Origin of the sequence: Geobacillus sp. G4, assembly GCF_040327975.1 — a bacterium.
In the GTDB taxonomy this organism is placed as follows: domain Bacteria; phylum Bacillota; class Bacilli; order Bacillales; family Anoxybacillaceae; genus Geobacillus; species Geobacillus thermoleovorans.
Genome location: NZ_JBEPJY010000008.1, coordinates 77,812 through 95,991, shown reverse-complemented (window position 1 = coordinate 95,991; position 18,180 = coordinate 77,812). Strand labels below are relative to the sequence as shown.

Sequence of the window (18,180 nt, the reverse complement as noted above, 5' to 3'; positions counted from 1 at the left end):
TGATGAAAGAAAGGAATGGCTGCGCTTTCTGTCCAAGGAAGGAAAGAAGGAATTCTCCCAAGAATGAAAAAATGGGACATTGCCGTCATTCCCAGCGACGGAATTGGCAAGAAAGCCGTTCCCGTGGCGAACACGAACGTCAACGGCAAATATCCGTCGATGTTTGAACCGGTGCACGGTTCGGCGCCGGATATTTACGGCAAAGGTATCGCCGATCCGATCGGGCAAATTTAGACGGCGAAGTTGATGTCTGACCATTTCGTTGAAGAAGAGCTCGGCGCCCTCTTGTTGCAAGAGATCGAGGATGTCACCTCTGACGGCATCAAAACGCCGGATCTTGGCGGCACGGCGACGACGAAGGAAGTGGTGGAAGAAATTTGCCGGCGTCTGCGTGAGCAAGCCTGACCTGTTCAAAAGGGCAAGCGGCACCGTTTGCAGTTTCCTTCTGTTCAGGTATACTTGTTGTCAGACGAACTGAACAGAAAGGATGACGCCCATTGTTCAAAAAATGGTTTGGCAAGCAACAGCCGAAGGAAGAGACGATCACCGCGCCGCTTGACGGGACGATCATGCGGCTTGAAGACGTGCCGGATCCGGTGTTTGCGCAAAAAATGATGGGCGATGGCATCGCCATCGATCCGGCGGATGGGGATGTCGTCGCTCCGGTCGATGGTGAAATCATCCAGCTCTTTCCGACGAAACACGCCATCGGCTTGCGTTCGGAAGCGGGTGTGGAGCTGCTCATCCATGTCGGCATCGACACCGTGTCAATGAACGGGGAAGGATTCACTGCCTATGTCAGAGCCGGCGACCGAGTGAAACGGGGTGATCGGCTTCTTTCTGTCGACTTGCCGCTTGTGCGCGAGAAAGCGAAAAGCGCGGTGACGCCGATCATCATCACGAACGGCGACGCCCTCGAAAGCCTCGAGAGAGAGGCCGAGGCATCAGCCAAAAAAGGCGAGACGGTCTTATTTCATGTCAACATGAAATAAGGGCGGCAGGGAGGACATATGGCGTTTCGCATCCATAAGATTTTAAACAACAACGCCGTTGTCGTGCTCGACGAAGGCAAAGAGAAAATTGTCATGGGCCCGGGGATTGCGTTTCAAAAGCGGAAAAACGATCTCATCCCCCCGGGCCGCATTGAGAAAATTTTCGTCATGGAAGAAGAAAATGAGAAGTTCCAGCAATTGCTTCGCACGTTGCCAGAAGAACATATCGATATTGCCGAAGAAATTATCAGCTATGCGGAAGGCAAACTGCAAGCGCCGCTCAGCGACCATATTCATATTGCGCTGACTGACCATTTGTCGTTTGCCATCGAGCGGTTGAAGCAAGGTTACCGCATTCAAAACAAATTGCTCAATGAAATTAAAGTGCTATATAAGGCGGAGTATGAAATTGGGCTATGGGCGAAACAGTTGATCAAAGAGCGGCTTGGCATCGAGATTCCCGATGACGAGGCGGCTCATATCGCCCTTCATATTCATACGGCGAAACTCGATGCCGCCAGCATGAACAAAACGATGCGCGAGACGACGCTCATTCATGAACTCGTTGACCTTATCCAAACGGAGCTCGGCATATCGATCGATAAGGAAAGCATTTCATACCAGCGGCTGCTCACTCATTTGCGCTTTGCCTTAAGCCGCATCGAAAACGGGGAGCCGATTCATTCGATGGATGAGGAGATGCTTGCGCTCATTCAGACAAAATATGCAAGGGAATGGGCGTGTACACAAAAAGCGGCAAGCTATGCAGAGAAGGAATATGGCATCCGTTTTCCGGAGGAGGAACTCGCCTATATCGTCCTCCATATCCAACGGTTGCGAAAGCGTTGACAAAAACAGCAAGTTGCCGTATAATGCAAAACAGACAACGAAATATTGCGGGATTGTAACTGCTTCGAGCAGGCAAGACCTAAAACGTATGAAGGGAACGGCAAGTGAGTCATGCCGCTAGATCACCCTTTGTATGTTTTAGGTCTTTTTTGTTTTTCATCTCACCATCATTCAGAAGGAGAGGAGTTCACCGATGAATTATGAACACATTGCTAAACAACTCATCCCGCTCCTTGGCGGGAAGGAAAACGTCATTAGCGCGACCCATTGCGCAACAAGGCTTCGGCTTGTTTTAAAGGACGAGAAAAAGGTTGATGCAAAAACCATTGAAAACATTGAAGGGGTTAAAGGGGCGTTTTCCAGCTCCGGACAGTTTCAAATTATTTTTGGCACCGGCGTGGTGAATAAAGTGTATGAAGCGTTTGCCCGGGAAGCAGGGATACAGCAAGGTGATGCTGATGCCCATCAAGAAGCCATCAAGCAAAAAATGAATCCGCTCGCCCGCTTTGCGAAGACGTTGTCAAACATTTTTGTCCCAATCATCCCAGCCATTGTCGCGAGCGGTTTGTTAATGGGTTTGCTTGGGATGATGAAGGCGTTCAAATGGGTGGCGGCAGACAGCCCACTGTATATTTTGCTTGATATGTTTTCGAGTGCGGCGTTTATTATTTTGCCGATTTTAATCGGCTTTAGCGCGGCGAAAGAATTTGGCGGCACGCCGTTTTTAGGGGCGGTCATCGGCGGTATTATGACTCACCCGGCGCTATTAAACCCGTGGGGATTGGCCGAGGCCAAGCCAAACTATATGCATTTTCTTGGCTTTGATATCGCTATGGTCGGGTATCAAGGGACGGTCGTGCCGATTTTGCTGGCGACGTATGTGATGAGCAAGGTGGAGCGTGGATTGCGCAGAGTTGTTCCCCATGCGGTCAGTTTGCTTGTTGTTCCTTTTGTGACCGTCATTTTGACGGGATTTATTACGATTTTGGCCATTGGTCCGCTCGGCAATTTGCTTGGCGATGGGATTACGACGGTGTTGAACTTTGTTTACCATTATGGCGGTGCGTTAGCCGGCCTTATCTTCGGCGGATTGTACTCGATGATCGTCATTACCGGTGTGCATCATAGCTTTCATGCCATTGAAGCGAACTTGTTGGCGAAACTTGGGGTCAACTATTTACTGCCAATTTGGTCGATGGCCAACGTCGCCCAAGGCGGCGCCGGTTTGGCTGTATTTGTCAAATCGAAGCGGACAAAAACAAAAGAGATTGCGTTGCCGGCGGCCTTGTCAGCTTTTTTAGGCATTACCGAGCCAGTCATTTTCGGGGTGAACTTAAAATACCGGAAGCCGTTTATCGCTGCGGCCATTGGCGGCGCGCTCGGCGGAGCGTACGTCGTATTTACGAATGTAGTGGCTAATGCCTACGGGTTGACCGGCATCCCGATGATCGCCATCGTTGCGCCGGAAGGGCTCACGAACTTAATGCACTACTTAATCGGTTTTGCCATTGCCGTCGTTTCAGCGTTTGTGGCGACATGGCTCTTGAAGTTTCGCGAAGAGGAAGAGTGAGGGGCGTGTGGATGAAATCCGAACGCGAACAGAAACTTATTGAACAAGCATACGCTGAAGTCGAAAAATATGAGACTCTTGTCAATCGTGACCGGTATCGGCTTCGCTACCATCTCATGCCTCCTGTCGGGTTGATGAACGACCCAAACGGGCTGATCGACTGGAACGGAACGTATCACGTCTTCTACCAATGGATGCCGTTTCGCACCGGCCATGGCGCCAAGTTCTGGGGGCATTATACATCCCCAGACTTGGTTCATTGGCAAGCAGCGCCGATTGCGTTAGCGCCAAGCGAATGGTATGACAAAGATGGCTGCTATTCCGGCAGTGCGATTAGTTGCGATGGAAAGCTCGTGCTGTTTTACACTGGCAATGTGAAAGATGAACAAGGAAACCGCCAAACGTACCAATGCATGGCCGTATCGGAAGATGGCATTCATTTTACAAAAAAAGGCGTCGTCATTACACTTCCGGACGGATATACGGCCCATTTCCGCGATCCGAAAGTATGGCGGTATCAGGGCCATTGGTATATGATCTTGGGGGCGCAAAGCGAAAGCGGCGATGGAAAAGCGGTGCTGTTTCGTTCCGCTGATCTTTGTCATTGGGAGCATCTTGGCCCAATTGCTGGCGGCAACATGAACGGGCTTGGTCCGTTTGGCTATATGTGGGAATGCCCAGACTTGTTTCCATTAGATGGGCAAGACGTGCTCATTGTCTGCCCGCAAGGATTAAAACCGGACGGCATGCGCTACCAAAACGTCTACCAGTCAGGTTATTTTGTCGGCCGCTTCGACTACGAACGGGCCGAATTCCTTCACGGGACGTTTGAGGAGCTTGACCGCGGCTTTGAATTTTACGCTCCGCAAACGATGCTTGACCGACGCGGACGAAGAATTTTAATCGGTTGGATGGGCGTGCCGGACCAGGATGAAGACCGTCAGCCGACAGTGAGCCACCGCTGGGTGCACGCGCTCACCTTGCCGCGCGAACTTCGCCTCACTGGCGGCAAGCTGAGACAGACGCCAGTGGAAGAGCTGAAACAGTTGCGCAAACAAAAAGTAGCATATCCAAGCGCCAGTGTGGTGAATGAGCTGAGGTCATGGGCGGGACTCGAGGGAGATGCGATCGAACTTCGCCTCGACAATATTGAACTGTTCGGAAGCATGATGGAAATTTACTTTCGCCATGCGGCCCGCCTTGTTTACAATAGCGATGAAGGGGTATTGACGCTTGAACGAAAAAGTTTTGTGAATGGGCTGACGGAGAAGCGGCAATGTCGATTGCCACGTCTTCGTTCGCTTCATGTTTTCCTTGATACGTCATCGATCGAACTGTTCGTCAATGACGGCGAAGAGACGTTCACTGCGCGGTTTTTTCCGCATCCGGACGACCGAACGATTTTATTTGGAACTCATGGACATCTTCATATGGACATCGAGAAATGGGAATTATAAGATGGGTTGGCACGAGCAAAGCTGCCGAGAGCAATCGCTTTTCGGCGGCTTTTTATGACTGTTGCGGTTCATTTTGTGAGAAAATGAGCAATACGGGATTGAATTTACTTCCGTCCCCCTCTATAATGAACAGTAGATGATGTCTTTACATCGATAATGACAGGAGGATACACATGAACGAACCGACGATTTCCCAGCGCAAGCTGTTAAGCATTGCCGGTCTCGGTTGGCTGTTTGACGCGATGGATGTCGGCATGTTGTCGTTTTTGATGGCGGCCTTGCAAAAAGACTGGAATTTGACGGCCGGCCAAGTCGGCTGGATCGGCAGCGTCAACTCGATCGGCATGGCGGTTGGAGCGCTCGTGTTCGGGCTGCTCGCCGACCGGATCGGCCGGAAAAACGTTTTTATTTTCACATTGTTGCTGTTCTCGCTTGGCAGCGGGTTGTCGGCGCTGACGACGACGTTGGCGGCGTTTTTGGCGCTCCGCTTTTTGATCGGCATGGGGCTTGGCGGCGAGCTGCCGGTCGCGTCAACGCTCGTTTCGGAGGCGGTGCCGGCTGCCGACCGCGGCCGGGTTGTCGTGCTGCTTGAGAGCTTTTGGGCTGGCGGTTGGCTATTGGCAGCGCTCATCTCGTATTTCGTCATACCAGCTTACGGATGGCGAACGGCGTTATGGCTGGCGGCGATTCCAGCGCTGTATGCGATCTATTTGCGCCTCCGCCTGCCCGATTCGCCGCGGTTTGCGGCCGCGCAAAAAGAGGAGACGGTGTGGAGCAATATCGTCAAAGTATGGTCCGCTCCCCATCGGAAAGAGACGGTTATGCTTTGGTTGCTTTGGTTTTGCGTCGTCTTTTCGTATTACGGCATGTTTTTATGGCTGCCGAGCGTTATGGTGATGAAAGGGTTTAGTTTAATTAAAAGCTTTGAATATGTGCTCATCATGACGCTGGCGCAATTGCCCGGCTATTTCAGCGCCGCATGGCTGATCGAGCGGGCGGGGCGGAAATTTGTCTTGGTCACGTACTTGCTTGGCACAGCATTGAGCGCTTACTTTTTCGGCACGGCCGAGTCGCTCGTCGGGCTGATGGCATCCGGCATTTTCTTGTCGTTTTTCAACCTCGGCGCTTGGGGAGCGCTGTATGCGTATACGCCGGAGCAGTATCCGACGTCGATTCGTGCGACCGGCGCCGGCATGGCGGCGGCGTTTGGCCGCATCGGCGGCATTTTTGGCCCACTGTTGGTCGGCTCGCTTGTCGCCCAAGGGGTGTCGGTGACGGCCATTTTCACGCTGTTTTGTCTATCGGTCCTTGTCGCCGTTTTGGCGGTCGCGGTGTTGGGCAGCGAGACGAAGCAGCAGGAGCTTGCATGAGGAAAATCGTTGTAAGGGACATTCTCTAAGACAGATCTCTCATGAGAGTTGCGGGCTTTGGTTCGTGGCGCTCGTTAGGGGAGGCACGCCGAAATTGACAAACAAACGGCAGGGGCGGTACCTTAAGGGTAAGCCCCTTTTTTGATTGGCCAAGCTTTTGGTGGGTGTGCGCATCGACGCCCGCGGACGCCAAGGGGGAAAGCCAGTGCGAGAGGCGGTGAATCAATCTTGCGTCCGTCCGTGTCTGTCGTTATTCCGACGTACAATCGCCCGTATCCGCTTGCCGAGCTGCTCGAGTCGTTAAGCCGGCAGACGTACAAGCCGTTTGAGGTCATCATTGTCAATGACGGCGGCGTTCCGGTTCATGATGTCGTCGTCTTGTACCCGGAGCTTGACATCCGTCTCATCGACCGCCGCGACAACGAAGGACATGTCGCGGCCCGCAACGCAGGCGTCCAAGCGGCGCGCGGCGAATTCATCATGCTTTGCGACGACGATGACTTAGTGTTGCCGTGCCATCTCGAGCGGATGGTCGCAGCGCTCGAGCATGCGGACTTCGCCTATGCCGATGCGGAAATTGTCCAGTATCGGGTGGAAAACGATCAGCGCGTCCCATCCGCCCGTTTTTTATTTGCCTATGAGTATGATTTGGAAGCGATGCGGACGTTTTCGACGTACGTCCCGTCTGGAAGCGTGTATCGAAAATCGCTCCATGACGAGATCGGCTGCTTTGACCCGTCTGTCCACCATTATTGGGATTGGGACTTCTTTTTGCGCGCGGCGGTCGTCTGTCGCGTCGCCCGTGTCGCGGCGGCGACGGTCTTGTATGCATTCAGCCCGGACGGCGACAACGTGTCGCGACAGGCAGGCGGCAAGCGGCGCCAATATTTGCGGCGGCTTTGCGAGAAGCATGGGCTCGGCGACTTGCCGGTGAAAAACTTTTGGCTCTTGCTTGACGAGCCGGAAGTCGCGAAGCGCCGGGCGGACACCGAAGTCATTTGGAACGGTCAGCCGATCGTGTCGCGGTTTTGGATGCAAAAAAAGGCAGGATGGCGTTGACAAAAGGTTTTGGGGTTTGTTATGATAGTGGACAAAATCATATATGGATCGCGATGACGGATCAATAGTAGTTAACCCTCTCTTCCCAAGCGAGCCGGGGACGGTGGAAGCCCGGCGAAGATGGTTAATGAAACGGCAGTCCGGAGCGGAAATGGCAAAAAGGGGATGCGTGATTTGCGCATCAACTAGGGTGGAACCGCGGGAGCTACGCTCTCGTCCCTAGGCGTCAGGCCTAGGGGCGAGGGCGTTTTTGATTGGTGGACATCACATTGAAGGAGGATGAACACGATGGCTGTCACAATGGAAGAAATCGTCGCACATGCCAAGCATCGCGGCTTCGTTTTTCCGGGGTCGGAAATTTACGGAGGGCTGGCGAACACATGGGATTACGGCCCGCTTGGCGTTGAGCTGAAAAACAACATTAAACGGGCGTGGTGGAAAAAATTCGTTCAAGAGTCGCCGTACAACGTCGGGCTCGACGCCGCCATTTTAATGAACCCGAGAACGTGGGAAGCGTCCGGCCACTTAGGCAACTTCAACGATCCGATGGTCGACTGCAAACAGTGCAAAGCGCGTCATCGCGCCGATAAGTTGATTGAGAAGGCGCTCGAGGAAAAAGGGATCGAGATGATCGTCGACGGTTTGCCGCTTGCCAAGATGGATGAACTCATCAAGGAATACGACATCGCCTGTCCGGAATGCGGCAGCCGCGATTTCACGAACGTTCGCCAGTTCAACTTAATGTTCAAAACGTACCAAGGCGTCACCGAGTCGAGCGCCAACGAAATTTATTTGCGCCCAGAGACAGCGCAAGGCATTTTCGTCAACTTCAAAAACGTCCAGCGCACGATGCGCAAAAAATTGCCGTTTGGCATCGCGCAAATCGGCAAAAGTTTTCGCAATGAAATTACGCCGGGCAACTTTACGTTCCGCACGCGCGAATTTGAACAGATGGAGCTCGAGTTTTTCTGCAAACCGGGCGAAGAGCTGCAATGGCTTGAGTATTGGAAGCAGTTTTGCAAGGAGTGGCTGCTGTCGCTTGGCATGAAGGAGGACAACATCCGCCTGCGCGACCATGCGAAGGAAGAATTGTCCCACTACAGCAACGCCACGACTGACATCGAGTACCATTTCCCGTTCGGCTGGGGCGAGCTGTGGGGCATCGCGTCGCGCACGGATTACGACTTAAAGCGGCATATGGAATACTCGGGCGAGGACTTCCATTATCTCGACCAAGAAACGAATGAACGCTACATCCCGTACTGCATTGAGCCGTCGCTTGGCGCTGACCGCGTCACGTTGGCGTTTATGATCGACGCCTATGACGAAGAAGAGCTGGAAGACGGCACGACCCGGACGGTGATGCATTTGCATCCGGCGCTTGCACCGTACAAAGCGGCTGTCTTGCCGTTGTCGAAAAAGCTCGCTGATGGGGCGCGCCGCATTTACGAAGAGCTGGCGAAACATTTCATGGTCGACTATGATGAAACCGGCTCGATCGGCAAGCGGTATCGCCGCCAAGATGAAATCGGCACGCCGTTTTGCATCACATACGATTTCGAGTCTGAACAAGACGGCCAAGTGACCGTGCGCGACCGCGACACGATGGAACAAGTGCGGTTGCCGATTGGGGAGCTCAAAGCCTTTTTGGATGAAAAAATCGCTTTTTGATGACGGGAACGCCGGGGCATTCGTGAGGCCCCGGTTTTTTATCGGCTTTTTTGCCAAACAAGGAAGCAGGCGATTGAAAAAAGTCTGGAAACGGAACCGCTTTTATAGTTAAAATTTCAAAAAACCATCGAATTTCCGCCGCATAAATGGTAAAATAGAAGCATAGACTAGTTCCTGCATCCTGCACGAATCAAGGGGGTTAGCCATCATGGAAGGAAAACCGATCTATTACGATGGCAGTGGCCATCAGCCTAGTGACGCCGGCGAAAACGCCGCGAAAAACGAACCGTTTACGTTGACGGATGAAATAAGAAAACAAATTAGCGGCAATCCGTTTGCTGTTGAACAAAGCGAATAACCGATCCGCACGCCAATTGCCTCAAGGGCAATTTTCACCGTCTCCGCCGGCGCGGCCGGCCTCATGATGTCGATTTCAAAATTGCATGGGAAATGACCGCGGTTGAGGACGCTCTCTGTTTAGAGAGCGTTCTTTTTGTTGTTCCGGCGGCGGAAGCGAAAATGAGGAGGCGGCGACGTTCGTATGCGATTGATGTCCAACGTATGGTATAATAAGCCATATAGCCGTGAGGAGTGGAGGTTCACCATTTGTGAACAAGGATCAACGATATCAGCCAGCGCGTTGGCACGGCATGGCGGCAACGCTGGCGGCCGGGCTGTTTGGCGTGCTTCTGTTCGCTGGCGGTCAGCTGCTGCTTTTACCCGAATTCTATCATCCTATTCATCTTTCTTTAGGGTTTGCCGCTGTCGTCGTCTGTTGGCTTGTCGCCTTGCAAGGATGGGCTGTATTTCCGCATACGCTGTCAACCGAGCGGCTCATGATGGGGGCGTTGTTTTTTTCTGCGGGGGCGCTCTTTTCTGTTCATTTTGTCCTTTCCTTCACAGAGGATGACGTTTTGGCGGCGCTATTTTCGCTCGCTGCCCGCTTTACGCTTGCTTGGGGGCTGCTCTTTCTCTTTTCACGGCCCGATGAGGTGATGGAACGGCAAAGCGGGCAACGCTGGCAGGCGTTTTTGGCCGCGTTTTTGTATACGGCGGCTGTTAGTTTGTTCATCCACATCACGTCCCCGTTTTGGCCGGCGCATGGGACGAGCCGCTGGCCGTTTTGGTGGCGCGCAGGGGAAGGAGCGGTCGGTTTGCTTGATGCAGCGGCGGCCGTGTTCGCATGGCGGCGTTTTCGGCAAGGGAGGGCTCCCGCTTCCCTATACTGGTCTATGGCGCTTCTATTATTTGCCCTCGGTCAATGGTTGCTCATGCTTGGCAGCGGGTACGGGCTATGGGGGCAGCTTTATGAAATGGCTGGATTTTTGTATGTCGTGCGTGCCATGTATATGGAAACGGTGGAAAAGCCGTACGTGGAGCTGAAGCACCGTGAACAACAGCTCGAGATGATGGCGAATGCCCTTGGAGAAGGATTGCTGATGGTGAATCGCGACGGGCAAATCGTTTGGATGAATCCGGAGGCGAGCCGGTTGATCGGCGCCACTTTGGAAGAGGCGAAAGGCAAGCCACTGTTTTCGTTTGTCTCGCTCGCGGGGCCAGACGGCGACAAGTGGGATTGGAAGCAGCTGCGCCGCGTCGTCAAACGGCTGAAAAGCGGCGAGGTGATTCGCGTCGAGGAGGAGCCGTTTCGCCGCCGCGACGGCGTCTGCCTGCCAGTCGGTTATACGCTGGCGCCGGTGTTGGAAAACGGTGCGCTGGCGGGGCTTGTCGCCGTCTTGCGCGACATGACGGAGAAAAAAGAGAAAGAGCGGCTTGAGCGTGAACGCGAACAACTCGACTTTGAACTGTCGCTTGCCGCAAATATGCAGCGGTCGCTTTTGCAGACATCTTCGAAAGTGAACTTGCCTTCGTACATCGACATCGGTGTCCTCAGCGTCCCTGCCCGAGTGTTGAGCGGCGATTTTTATCACTTTGCTGTCCATCAAACATCGGTGTCCGTCGGCATTGCCGATGTATCGGGAAAAGGCATTCCAGCGGCGATGCTCATGACGCTGATGAAATTTATTCTGGACCGGACCGTCCATTACGGAACACAGCCGCACGTATATCTTGACCTGCTGAACCGATTCGCCTACGACTACACGGAGCCGTCGATGTTTGTCACGATGTTTGTCGGCAATTACAACGAAAAAACACATACGTTCTCGTACGCGTGCGCTGGACACGAACCGGCGCTTTGGTATCGGGCGAAAACGAAGCAATGCGTGCCGCTAGGCGCCAAAGGCTGCGCGCTCGGCTTGTTTCCGCAATTTTCATTTGAGACCAAATCGGTTGTGCTCGAACCAGGCGATTTTGTGCTGCTGTACACCGACGGGGTGACGGAAAAGCGTACCGAAGAGGCGGACGATGACTTTTCCGTTCTCGCCGCGATGGTCGCCCGCGTCAACCTTGATCAGCCGGCGCCGGAGATCGTGCGCGAGTTGTACGAGCATATTCAAGCGTATCATCAATACGAACAAAAAGATGACCAGACGTTGTTGCTGCTGCGCCGCCGCTAGCATGGGCAGTTCGACCGCTTGATGCGTAAGGCGGCGCGATGTTTGACCGTTATGGCGAATAGGCGGCGAGCTGCCGCTTCAATTTCGCGATGGCCCGCTTTTGAATGCGGCTGATTGTCATTTGCGAGACGCCGAGCCTCTCGGCTAACGAGCGCTGCGTTTCCCCGCGCCGGAAGATGGCGTCGATGACGATTTGTTCTTGCTCGCTCAGTTTGCCGATCGCCTGCTCTAAATCCATTCGCTCGATCAGTGACTCGATTTCGTTCGCTTCATCAGCGACGAATTCACCGATCGTCGTCGCATCCTTTTCCCCATCTTGCACCGGGGCATCGAGCGAAACGGCTTGGTAATGGTCCCGTCCGGCCAAAATTTCGATCGTTTCTTCGACCGATAAGCCTAAGTGGCCGGCGATCTCATCGAGCGTCGGCGAACGCTCGAGCTTGACGGTCAGCTCATCGATCGCCTGCTGCACTTTGCTTCCTTTTTCTTTCACCTTGCGCGGTACTTGGATGTACCATGCTTTGTCGCGCAAATAGTTTTTCATATAGCCGATCAAGCTTTTCATGGCGTATGACTCAAAGCTTGCACCTTGGCTCGGGTCATAATGATCGAGGAGGCGCAAAAACGACAGCCGTCCGATCTGAAACAAGTCTTCGTAAAAGTCAGGGCGGCTGCGCGCCATTTTTTTCGCTGCGGCCGCAATGAGCGGCTCGAAGCGCACGAGCAAGGCGGTCGCCGCTTCTTCCGTTTTTGTTTGTTGATAGGCGGAAATGAGGGCGTCAAGCTTGCTCTTGGACAGAGGAGGGGGATATACAGTCATGGGCATGCTCTCCTTCGCCGCGATGGCGGAATTTCGTCAGGCGGACTTCCGTTCCGCCCTTTGTGGTGACGGTGACATCGTCCATGAGCGCTTCCATCAAAAACAGGCCGAGGCCGCCAGCTTTGACGTCTTCAAGCGGCTTCGCGGACAGGGGCGCTGCTTGCTTGGCCACCCGTTTGTAATCAAACCCTTTGCCCTCGTCTTTAATGATGATTGAAAGTGCATCGGCGCGCATCTCAAAGCGAAGATGAATGACGCCGCCCCTTCCGTTGTACGCATGCAAAACAGCGTTGTTGCACGCTTCTGAGATGGCCACTTTCATATCTTCAATCTCTTCATAGGAAAATCCCATCTTGGCGGCCAGCCCGTATAGCGTCAAACGAGCGACATCGATAAACTGCGCATCAGCAGGAATCGACAGCTGTACGACGGTTTCATGCTCTTTCATGATTGCCCCTCGATCCTTTCTGTCGTGTCATTCATTGTCGAAAACAAGTAGGATACGCCGGTTAAATCAAACAAGCGTTGGACTTTCGGCGGCACGTTCTCAATCATAAACGGCGCTTCTTGTTTTTTGCGTGTTTTCAGCAGTGCGACAAACATCCCGATGCCGGTGCTGTCGATATACGACAACTCTTCAAGGCGGATGACGAGCGGCTTCGACGCATCGCCAGCGAGCGGCTCGACGGCGCGTTGAAACTGTTCGGCCGTCGCTAGATCAAGCTCCCCTTTTATGTATACAACATGCCGATCCGGCTGTTCATCATGCACGATATGAAATCGTTTCCTGTCCATAGCCGTTCACCTCACATAATCAATGAGTTAGCTGGATGATGGTGCGGGAAGGTTGTCCACCTTGCAATGTTTACACTCCTATACCCATATTTTATACTATATGAAACAGGAAAGGGCAGGGGAACGCGATGTTCACAAAGTGGAAAGAATGGGCAAGGGCGCTGAAACGGGAAATTTTTGTCTTGTATTCGGCCAGCCGCGATCGGCGCATCTCTGTCTGGCTGCGGCTCTTTATGCTTGGCGTTGCGGCGTATGCGTTCAGCCCGATCGATTTGATTCCCGATTTCGTTCCGGTTCTTGGGTATATCGATGATTTGTTGCTTGTGCCGCTAGGCATTTACTTGGCGCTGAAATGGCTGCCGAAAGACATCGTCGCCGAACACCGGGCGCGGGCGGAAGAGCTCGCCAAGCAAGGCAAACCGACGAATTGGGCCGCTGGGGCGCTGATCATTTTTTTATACGTGTTGCTTGGCGTCTGGCTGCTCCGCTGGTTGATTTCGTGGATATTTTGATCTTTCCCTCAATTTTTGATGGCTGCGGCAGGGGATTGGCGCATTTCCTGTTGGGGAAACAGGTTTCGCTGTGGTTGCCTCAATCTGAACATTCACTTCGCTTTGACGCTGGGGTCTTTTTGGTTACAATGATAAAAGGAAAAAGCCGATGGCAAAGGAGTTGCTCGCAATGCCGATTCTCAAAAACGACTGGGCTCCGCTGCTTGAAGAGGAGTTTCAAAAACCATACTACTTGAAGCTGCGCGAATTTTTAAAAGTGGAGTACCGAACGCGGACGATTTATCCGGATATGCACGATATTTTCAACGCCCTTCATTATACACCGTATGCAAACGTCAAAGTCGTGCTGCTCGGGCAAGATCCGTACCACGGCCCGGGGCAGGCGCACGGGTTGAGTTTTTCCGTCAAGCCCGGCGTACCGGTGCCGCCGTCATTAGTCAACATCTTCAAAGAGCTGCATGATGACCTTGGCTGCTACATACCAGATAACGGCTATCTCGTGAAATGGGCCGAGCAAGGGGTGTTATTGTTAAACACGGTGCTGACCGTCCGCCGCGGCCAGGCGAACTCCCACCGCGGCAAAGGGTGGGAACAATTCACCGACCGCGTCATTGAACTCGTCAATCAAAAAGACGATCCGGTCGTCTTTTTGCTTTGGGGCCGGAACGCTCAGGAGAAAAAAGAACGGATTACGAATCCGCGCCATCTGATTATTGAAGCGCCGCACCCGAGCCCGTTTTCCGCCGCGCGCGGCTTTTTCGGCCATCGCCCGTTTTCGCGGACGAACGCGTTTTTGATGAAATGCGGACGCGAACCGATCGACTGGCAAATCGAAAACATCGGCGTCCGTGCTGAATAAGGAGGAGAGAATGATGTCCATCTCGTTTGCGGCCGTTATCGCCAAGATGGAAGATGAGCTGCGGAAAGCGAGGTCCACGAACGACCTGCAGCGGGTGCGTGAACACGTCGCCGCCATTCGCGTTTTATGCGATTTGATGTTGGAGGCAACAAGCCATCCGCAGCCGTCCGCTTCGTCTGCCGCAGCCGGGCCGCTTGTCGTCGGCGGGCCGATTTCGGTTGCTGGCGGGCTTTCGCTTGGAGCCGTTTCTGTCGGGGGACGCTCCCCTGACATTGACGATGAGGCGAACGGAGAGTCGTTGCTGGATTTCTGAGAGTGGGACAGCGAATCCCCGTGGAACGGCCTTCTCCACAGGGATTCTTGATCAACAGAACTCCTTTAAACCGCTTGTCCTTGTTTGCGCCAAAAAACAAGAAGCAGTTCTCCGGCTTGGATGCGGGTCTTGTCGGTGGCGCTCCCCATTGACCGGTTCTGTCGAGTGAAGTGGCTGACATACATTAGTAATTTGTTGTCGGGGAACATTCCCATTATATTAATGAATGAGGGAAAACAATCTTTCATTAGAAAGGCGGAACAGCTATGAAAACATTCATCCTTCTCGGCGCGCTCAATGCGTTTTTAGCCGTCGCATTGGGAGCGTTTGGCGCGCACGGGCTGGAAGGGAAGATTCCGGATCGTTATTTGGAGATTTGGAAAACAGCGGTCCAATACCAGATGTTCCACGCATTAGGGCTACTTGTTGTCGGATTGCTCGCTGGCAAGGCGCCGAATGTCGGGCTGATCGGTGCGGCGGGCTGGGTGATGCTGGCGGGGATTGTGCTGTTTTCCGGCAGTTTGTACGTATTAAGTGTTACGCAAATCAAGCCGCTTGGCGCCATCACCCCGTTTGGCGGCGTCGCCTTTTTAATCGCTTGGGTGATGATCGGATATGCGGCATTAAAATGGTTGTAAACGGAGCGCAGGAGCGGAGCGCTCCGTTTTTTTGCCGCCGTCCCTCTCCGCTCTATAGCGAAAGCCATAGACTCAACGTCAACAACAGTCCAACGGCCCAATGATGGCGGGCGGCCCATTTCATGCCGCTTCTTTCCTCGGTTCGACTAGCGCCGGGGCGGAAACAGAGACGAAGCCGGATGGCAAGCGGCATCGCGAGCCCTGTGACCGCGGCAAGCAAAGGAACGATATGCCAAACGATCAAAGCAGCAATGGACAAGTAGGCGGAGACGAGAAGAAGCCCGAGAAGGCGCACGGCGTTGTTCCGTCCGAGCCGGATGGCTAATGTGCGGCGAAACGGCCGGTCTTTTTCGATGTCGCGGATGTTGTTTGTCAAAATCATCGAGGCGATCAGCAAGGCGAACGGGATGGACAAGGCAAACAGAGCGGTGTCTGGAACATGCCCTTGTACGGCATAAGCGAGTGCGGTCACGACCGGCCCCATGCAAACGGCGGCGGTCAACTCACCTAAACCGAGCGAGGCGAGCGGACGCGGCCCGGCTGAGTAGGCGATCCCGCAGATGATCGCTGCGGCGCCGATCCACGCGATGGCTGGATCGCTTTGCCACGCCAAGTACGCGCCTAACGCAACCGCGACGGCCAGCATGGCGCCAGCAACGGCAGGGATCGAGCGATGGGCAGGTCCATGGCCATGCCCGTTCGTCCATTTGTTATCGTCTTGGCCGCGCAACCGATCAAAATAGTCATTCAGCATGTTGACGGCTGACTGAATCAGCACAGAGGCGGCTAACATCGCCAGCAGCACCTCGATCCGAACGGCGCCCTTTTTCGCCGCCAGCGCGGTGGCGGCCAGCACAGGGCTGATCGTTCCGCTCCATGTCGGCGGGCGCATTAAGTGAAGCCATGAAAAACGGTAAACCCAATGCCGATCTTCTTCACGATGTTCATATCGCAATGCGAACCCCTCGTTTCCGTTAGGAGAGTAAAAGCATGCATACGATGAGCACGACAAATCCGGCCGCTTCGACCGACTGAACGGCAATGATCGAGGTCATCGCTTTTTTTAACGGCGCATCGTCACCGCCATTGGCTTGGCGCCAAAGGTCTTCATTGGAAAACACCGTCATCGCCTTGCGGTAGCCGACGAACATCCCCCAAGCGAGCGTTGCGATGCCTGTGAGAAGGGCGGTCAGCCATACACGGCCATAGGCGGTCTGCCATACATCTGCCCAACGGTTGATCGGTCCGGCGGCTGTGCCAAGCCATATGCCAGTGGCGATGACGACGGCACTTGCCGCGGCGAGCGGCCGATGCGACCACTGCATGAGCGAGCGGAAAAATTGCCGGCGCTCAAGAGGCGGCATGAATTGGGAGGCTGGATACACTGCCCAGCCGATGAATGCCACGCCCCCCACCCACATGATCGCCGCGATAAGATGTACCCCCAGCAGGAAATCACGCGACGTCCAAACCATCAGTAGACACCTCTTTTGTGTCATTTACCACCATTATATAAGGCCGTGTAGTAGCAGCTTGTGATGGCCATCACGTCAACCAAAAAAAGAAGGTTGCCATCGGCAACCTTCTTGTCAAAAGACAGTTTTTCCGTTTAGCGTGGAGAATACGTAGCAAGCGGTGTTGCGGCTGTAGCGCCGGCAAACGGATATTCGTAGGCGATTTCTCCTTCAAACGTGACATAATCGAGGTAAATCATCGGGATCAAATAGCGTGTGCCTGTTTGTGGGTCGCTTAAAATGACATGGTCACGTCCAGCCGCTTCAATGACGCCGCGAAACACCTTGGCATTCCACTCACGGTTGTTTTCAAACGTCGCATAGATGGTAGCGACTTTCCCTTTGTTTAACCGCAAAATGTTTTCAATGTACGACTCTTCGAGCGGCAGCATCCCCGGGATCGCCGCTCCTGCCGCCGCAGGCGCAGCGGCGGTGGTCGGCGTCGGTGTCGGGGCCGTGAACGTCGGCGCCTGCAAACCGAACGTCGGAGCGGCGGCTGTCGCCGGCGTCACGGTTGGAGCGGCAGCCGCTTGCGGATAGTAATAATACGGGTACGCCGCCGGATAGTACGGCTGCGGATACGGATAGCCGTATGGATAGGATGCATACGGTTGTTGCCGTTCTTGACCGAACGGCGAATAATAAAATGATTGTTGCTCCTCATCAGGTGGATAAAATTGATTTTCTGGATTGTTCGGCATAAAGAACCCTCCTCAATATTAAGAATAGACGCGTGGGCAGTCGGATGGAGTCGGTGCAAAAAAGCAATGCGATTTGTAGCGGCCGACGTTCCACTGGCCAAACCATTGCGGTGGGCACGGTTGGCCTTCAGGTGGTTTAAAAAACCAAAGGGCGTTTGTCGCTGGGTGGTAGCGCCAACCGCGGAGCACTTGGCGGGCTAGGCCGATGTCCACTTCGCGCGCCCGTTGGTAAAAGTACCCTTTTTGCACCGCCTCAAAACCGCCCGGGCTTTGAAACACCATTTGCCGGATAGAGCGGATGCCGCGGAAGTCAAGGCAGTCGGCGATGACGCGGTTGACGCCGACGTTGCCGACCATGAGCATCCCAAGCCGCCCGTCTCCTTCCGCTTCAGCTCGCATGAGCCGAGCCAACAACTTTACTTCCTCTTCTGTGTGGGCTACAATGGAGGGAGCGATCTGACCCATATCGTCACCTCAGTCGTTGTGAATTTCGACAGTAATAGGCTATTGGTGGAACAAGAAAATGGTGACACACGAATAG

20 protein-coding genes and 1 pseudogene are annotated in these 18,180 nt (G+C 53.8%); 14 read left to right on the top strand and 7 right to left on the bottom strand.

Annotated features, from left to right (window positions below; all coding sequences use genetic code 11):
- Nucleotides 1-120: 120 nt before the first annotated feature.
- From ABS784_RS11455 to ABS784_RS11410, 10 genes and pseudogenes are all read left to right on the top strand, one after another.
- Nucleotides 121-405: pseudogene (locus ABS784_RS11455) on the top strand (isocitrate/isopropylmalate family dehydrogenase); the annotation flags it as partial.
- A 92-nt stretch (nucleotides 406-497) separates the two neighbouring features.
- Nucleotides 498-992 (top strand): PTS sugar transporter subunit IIA, encoded by a 495-nt coding sequence (locus ABS784_RS11450; RefSeq protein WP_011232910.1) that lies wholly within the window; start codon nucleotides 498-500, stop codon nucleotides 990-992.
- Between the two features lie 18 nt (nucleotides 993-1,010).
- Nucleotides 1,011-1,841 carry a BglG family transcription antiterminator LicT gene (licT, locus tag ABS784_RS11445; RefSeq protein ID WP_131873053.1) on the top strand — a complete coding sequence of 277 codons (831 nt, stop codon included), beginning with the start codon at nucleotides 1,011-1,013 and terminating at the stop codon, nucleotides 1,839-1,841.
- A 193-nt stretch (nucleotides 1,842-2,034) separates the two neighbouring features.
- Nucleotides 2,035-3,411, top strand: coding sequence for a sucrose-specific PTS transporter subunit IIBC (locus ABS784_RS11440; protein WP_352512545.1), 1,377 nt, complete (start codon nucleotides 2,035-2,037; stop codon nucleotides 3,409-3,411).
- Between the two features lie 11 nt (nucleotides 3,412-3,422).
- Nucleotides 3,423-4,868, top strand: a complete 1,446-nt coding sequence (locus ABS784_RS11435; protein WP_131873049.1) for a glycoside hydrolase family 32 protein — start codon at nucleotides 3,423-3,425, stop codon at nucleotides 4,866-4,868.
- A 173-nt stretch (nucleotides 4,869-5,041) separates the two neighbouring features.
- The gene (locus ABS784_RS11430; protein ID WP_023633297.1) at nucleotides 5,042-6,238 is read left to right on the top strand and encodes an MFS transporter; all 1,197 of its coding nucleotides are present in this window, start codon (nucleotides 5,042-5,044) and stop codon (nucleotides 6,236-6,238) included.
- 228 nt (nucleotides 6,239-6,466) lie between these two features.
- Complete coding sequence (locus ABS784_RS11425) at nucleotides 6,467-7,297, top strand: glycosyltransferase family 2 protein (protein WP_352512543.1); 831 nt, start codon at nucleotides 6,467-6,469, stop codon at nucleotides 7,295-7,297.
- A 288-nt stretch (nucleotides 7,298-7,585) separates the two neighbouring features.
- A complete protein-coding gene (locus tag ABS784_RS11420) occupies nucleotides 7,586-8,968 on the top strand; it encodes a glycine--tRNA ligase (RefSeq protein WP_014197003.1) in 1,383 nt (460 codons plus the stop codon).
- A 208-nt stretch (nucleotides 8,969-9,176) separates the two neighbouring features.
- Nucleotides 9,177-9,326, top strand: a complete 150-nt coding sequence (locus ABS784_RS11415) for a hypothetical protein (RefSeq protein WP_014197001.1) — start codon at nucleotides 9,177-9,179, stop codon at nucleotides 9,324-9,326.
- 292 nt (nucleotides 9,327-9,618) lie between these two features.
- On the top strand, nucleotides 9,619-11,487 hold the full coding sequence (locus ABS784_RS11410) for a SpoIIE family protein phosphatase (protein ID WP_128721753.1): 1,869 nt from the start codon (nucleotides 9,619-9,621) through the stop codon (nucleotides 11,485-11,487).
- Between the two features lie 49 nt (nucleotides 11,488-11,536).
- On the opposite strand, the gene ABS784_RS11405 is transcribed toward ABS784_RS11410, so the two are convergent.
- Genes ABS784_RS11405 through ABS784_RS11395 form a run of 3 tightly spaced genes read right to left on the bottom strand, consistent with a single transcriptional unit; the run spans nucleotide 11,537 to nucleotide 13,102 of the window.
- Nucleotides 11,537-12,307, bottom strand: a complete 771-nt coding sequence (locus ABS784_RS11405; RefSeq protein WP_014196998.1) for a sigma-70 family RNA polymerase sigma factor — start codon at nucleotides 12,305-12,307, stop codon at nucleotides 11,537-11,539.
- On the bottom strand, nucleotides 12,267-12,755 hold the full coding sequence (gene rsbW / locus ABS784_RS11400) for an anti-sigma B factor RsbW (RefSeq protein ID WP_014196997.1): 489 nt from the start codon (nucleotides 12,753-12,755) through the stop codon (nucleotides 12,267-12,269). Before rsbW ends, ABS784_RS11405 begins: the two co-directional genes overlap by 41 nt.
- Complete coding sequence (locus ABS784_RS11395; RefSeq protein ID WP_014196996.1) at nucleotides 12,752-13,102, bottom strand: STAS domain-containing protein; 351 nt, start codon at nucleotides 13,100-13,102, stop codon at nucleotides 12,752-12,754. Before ABS784_RS11395 ends, rsbW begins: the two co-directional genes overlap by 4 nt.
- Before the next feature lie 128 nt (nucleotides 13,103-13,230).
- Here ABS784_RS11395 and ABS784_RS11390 point away from each other — a divergent pair, with 128 nt between their 5' ends.
- The 4 genes from ABS784_RS11390 to ABS784_RS11375 all read left to right on the top strand — a co-directional run bounded on the left by ABS784_RS11390 (nucleotide 13,231) and on the right by ABS784_RS11375 (nucleotide 15,424).
- Nucleotides 13,231-13,614 carry a YkvA family protein gene (locus ABS784_RS11390; RefSeq protein WP_014196995.1) on the top strand — a complete coding sequence of 128 codons (384 nt, stop codon included), beginning with the start codon at nucleotides 13,231-13,233 and terminating at the stop codon, nucleotides 13,612-13,614.
- 169 nt (nucleotides 13,615-13,783) lie between these two features.
- Entirely contained in the window at nucleotides 13,784-14,473 is a 690-nt protein-coding gene (locus ABS784_RS11385) for a uracil-DNA glycosylase (protein WP_352512539.1), read from the top strand.
- A gap of 13 nt (nucleotides 14,474-14,486) precedes the next feature.
- Nucleotides 14,487-14,786 (top strand): YwdI family protein, encoded by a 300-nt coding sequence (locus ABS784_RS11380; protein WP_025039370.1) that lies wholly within the window; start codon nucleotides 14,487-14,489, stop codon nucleotides 14,784-14,786.
- Between the two features lie 266 nt (nucleotides 14,787-15,052).
- Nucleotides 15,053-15,424, top strand: a complete 372-nt coding sequence (locus ABS784_RS11375; RefSeq protein WP_014196993.1) for a DUF423 domain-containing protein — start codon at nucleotides 15,053-15,055, stop codon at nucleotides 15,422-15,424.
- 52 nt (nucleotides 15,425-15,476) lie between these two features.
- On the opposite strand, the gene ABS784_RS11370 is transcribed toward ABS784_RS11375, so the two are convergent.
- The 4 genes from ABS784_RS11370 to ABS784_RS11355 all read right to left on the bottom strand — a co-directional run bounded on the left by ABS784_RS11370 (nucleotide 15,477) and on the right by ABS784_RS11355 (nucleotide 18,104).
- Nucleotides 15,477-16,379 carry a prenyltransferase gene (locus tag ABS784_RS11370; RefSeq protein WP_131873043.1) on the bottom strand — a complete coding sequence of 301 codons (903 nt, stop codon included), beginning with the start codon at nucleotides 16,377-16,379 and terminating at the stop codon, nucleotides 15,477-15,479.
- 19 nt (nucleotides 16,380-16,398) lie between these two features.
- On the bottom strand, nucleotides 16,399-16,899 hold the full coding sequence (locus ABS784_RS11365) for a hypothetical protein (RefSeq protein ID WP_014196991.1): 501 nt from the start codon (nucleotides 16,897-16,899) through the stop codon (nucleotides 16,399-16,401).
- A gap of 134 nt (nucleotides 16,900-17,033) precedes the next feature.
- Nucleotides 17,034-17,639: a spore coat protein GerQ gene (gerQ, locus tag ABS784_RS11360; RefSeq protein ID WP_014196990.1), complete on the bottom strand. Its 606-nt coding sequence runs from the start codon at nucleotides 17,637-17,639 to the stop codon at nucleotides 17,034-17,036.
- An 18-nt stretch (nucleotides 17,640-17,657) separates the two neighbouring features.
- A complete protein-coding gene (locus tag ABS784_RS11355) occupies nucleotides 17,658-18,104 on the bottom strand; it encodes a cell wall hydrolase (protein ID WP_011232884.1) in 447 nt (148 codons plus the stop codon).
- Nucleotides 18,105-18,180: the final 76 nt, after the last annotated feature.

What these genes read in the sequence shown, in the direction of transcription:
- ABS784_RS11390 (WP_014196995.1), top strand. Translation starts at nt 13,231, where the DNA reads ATGTTCACAAAGTGGAAAGAATGGGCAAGGGCGCTGAAACGGGAAATT.
- ABS784_RS11415 (WP_014197001.1), top strand. Translation starts at nt 9,177, where the DNA reads ATGGAAGGAAAACCGATCTATTACGATGGCAGTGGCCATCAGCCTAGT.
- ABS784_RS11430 (WP_023633297.1), top strand. Translation starts at nt 5,042, where the DNA reads ATGAACGAACCGACGATTTCCCAGCGCAAGCTGTTAAGCATTGCCGGT.
- ABS784_RS11435 (WP_131873049.1), top strand. Translation starts at nt 3,423, where the DNA reads ATGAAATCCGAACGCGAACAGAAACTTATTGAACAAGCATACGCTGAA.
- ABS784_RS11395 (WP_014196996.1), bottom strand. Translation starts at nt 13,102, where the DNA reads ATGGACAGGAAACGATTTCATATCGTGCATGATGAACAGCCGGATCGG.
- ABS784_RS11405 (WP_014196998.1), bottom strand. Translation starts at nt 12,307, where the DNA reads ATGACTGTATATCCCCCTCCTCTGTCCAAGAGCAAGCTTGACGCCCTC.
- gerQ (WP_014196990.1), bottom strand. Translation starts at nt 17,639, where the DNA reads ATGCCGAACAATCCAGAAAATCAATTTTATCCACCTGATGAGGAGCAA.
- ABS784_RS11375 (WP_014196993.1), top strand. Translation starts at nt 15,053, where the DNA reads ATGAAAACATTCATCCTTCTCGGCGCGCTCAATGCGTTTTTAGCCGTC.
- ABS784_RS11380 (WP_025039370.1), top strand. Translation starts at nt 14,487, where the DNA reads ATGTCCATCTCGTTTGCGGCCGTTATCGCCAAGATGGAAGATGAGCTG.
- ABS784_RS11355 (WP_011232884.1), bottom strand. Translation starts at nt 18,104, where the DNA reads ATGGGTCAGATCGCTCCCTCCATTGTAGCCCACACAGAAGAGGAAGTA.
- ABS784_RS11440 (WP_352512545.1), top strand. Translation starts at nt 2,035, where the DNA reads ATGAATTATGAACACATTGCTAAACAACTCATCCCGCTCCTTGGCGGG.
- ABS784_RS11365 (WP_014196991.1), bottom strand. Translation starts at nt 16,899, where the DNA reads ATGGTTTGGACGTCGCGTGATTTCCTGCTGGGGGTACATCTTATCGCG.
- ABS784_RS11420 (WP_014197003.1), top strand. Translation starts at nt 7,586, where the DNA reads ATGGCTGTCACAATGGAAGAAATCGTCGCACATGCCAAGCATCGCGGC.
- licT (WP_131873053.1), top strand. Translation starts at nt 1,011, where the DNA reads ATGGCGTTTCGCATCCATAAGATTTTAAACAACAACGCCGTTGTCGTG.
- ABS784_RS11410 (WP_128721753.1), top strand. Translation starts at nt 9,619, where the DNA reads ATGGCGGCAACGCTGGCGGCCGGGCTGTTTGGCGTGCTTCTGTTCGCT.
- ABS784_RS11385 (WP_352512539.1), top strand. Translation starts at nt 13,784, where the DNA reads ATGCCGATTCTCAAAAACGACTGGGCTCCGCTGCTTGAAGAGGAGTTT.
- rsbW (WP_014196997.1), bottom strand. Translation starts at nt 12,755, where the DNA reads ATGAAAGAGCATGAAACCGTCGTACAGCTGTCGATTCCTGCTGATGCG.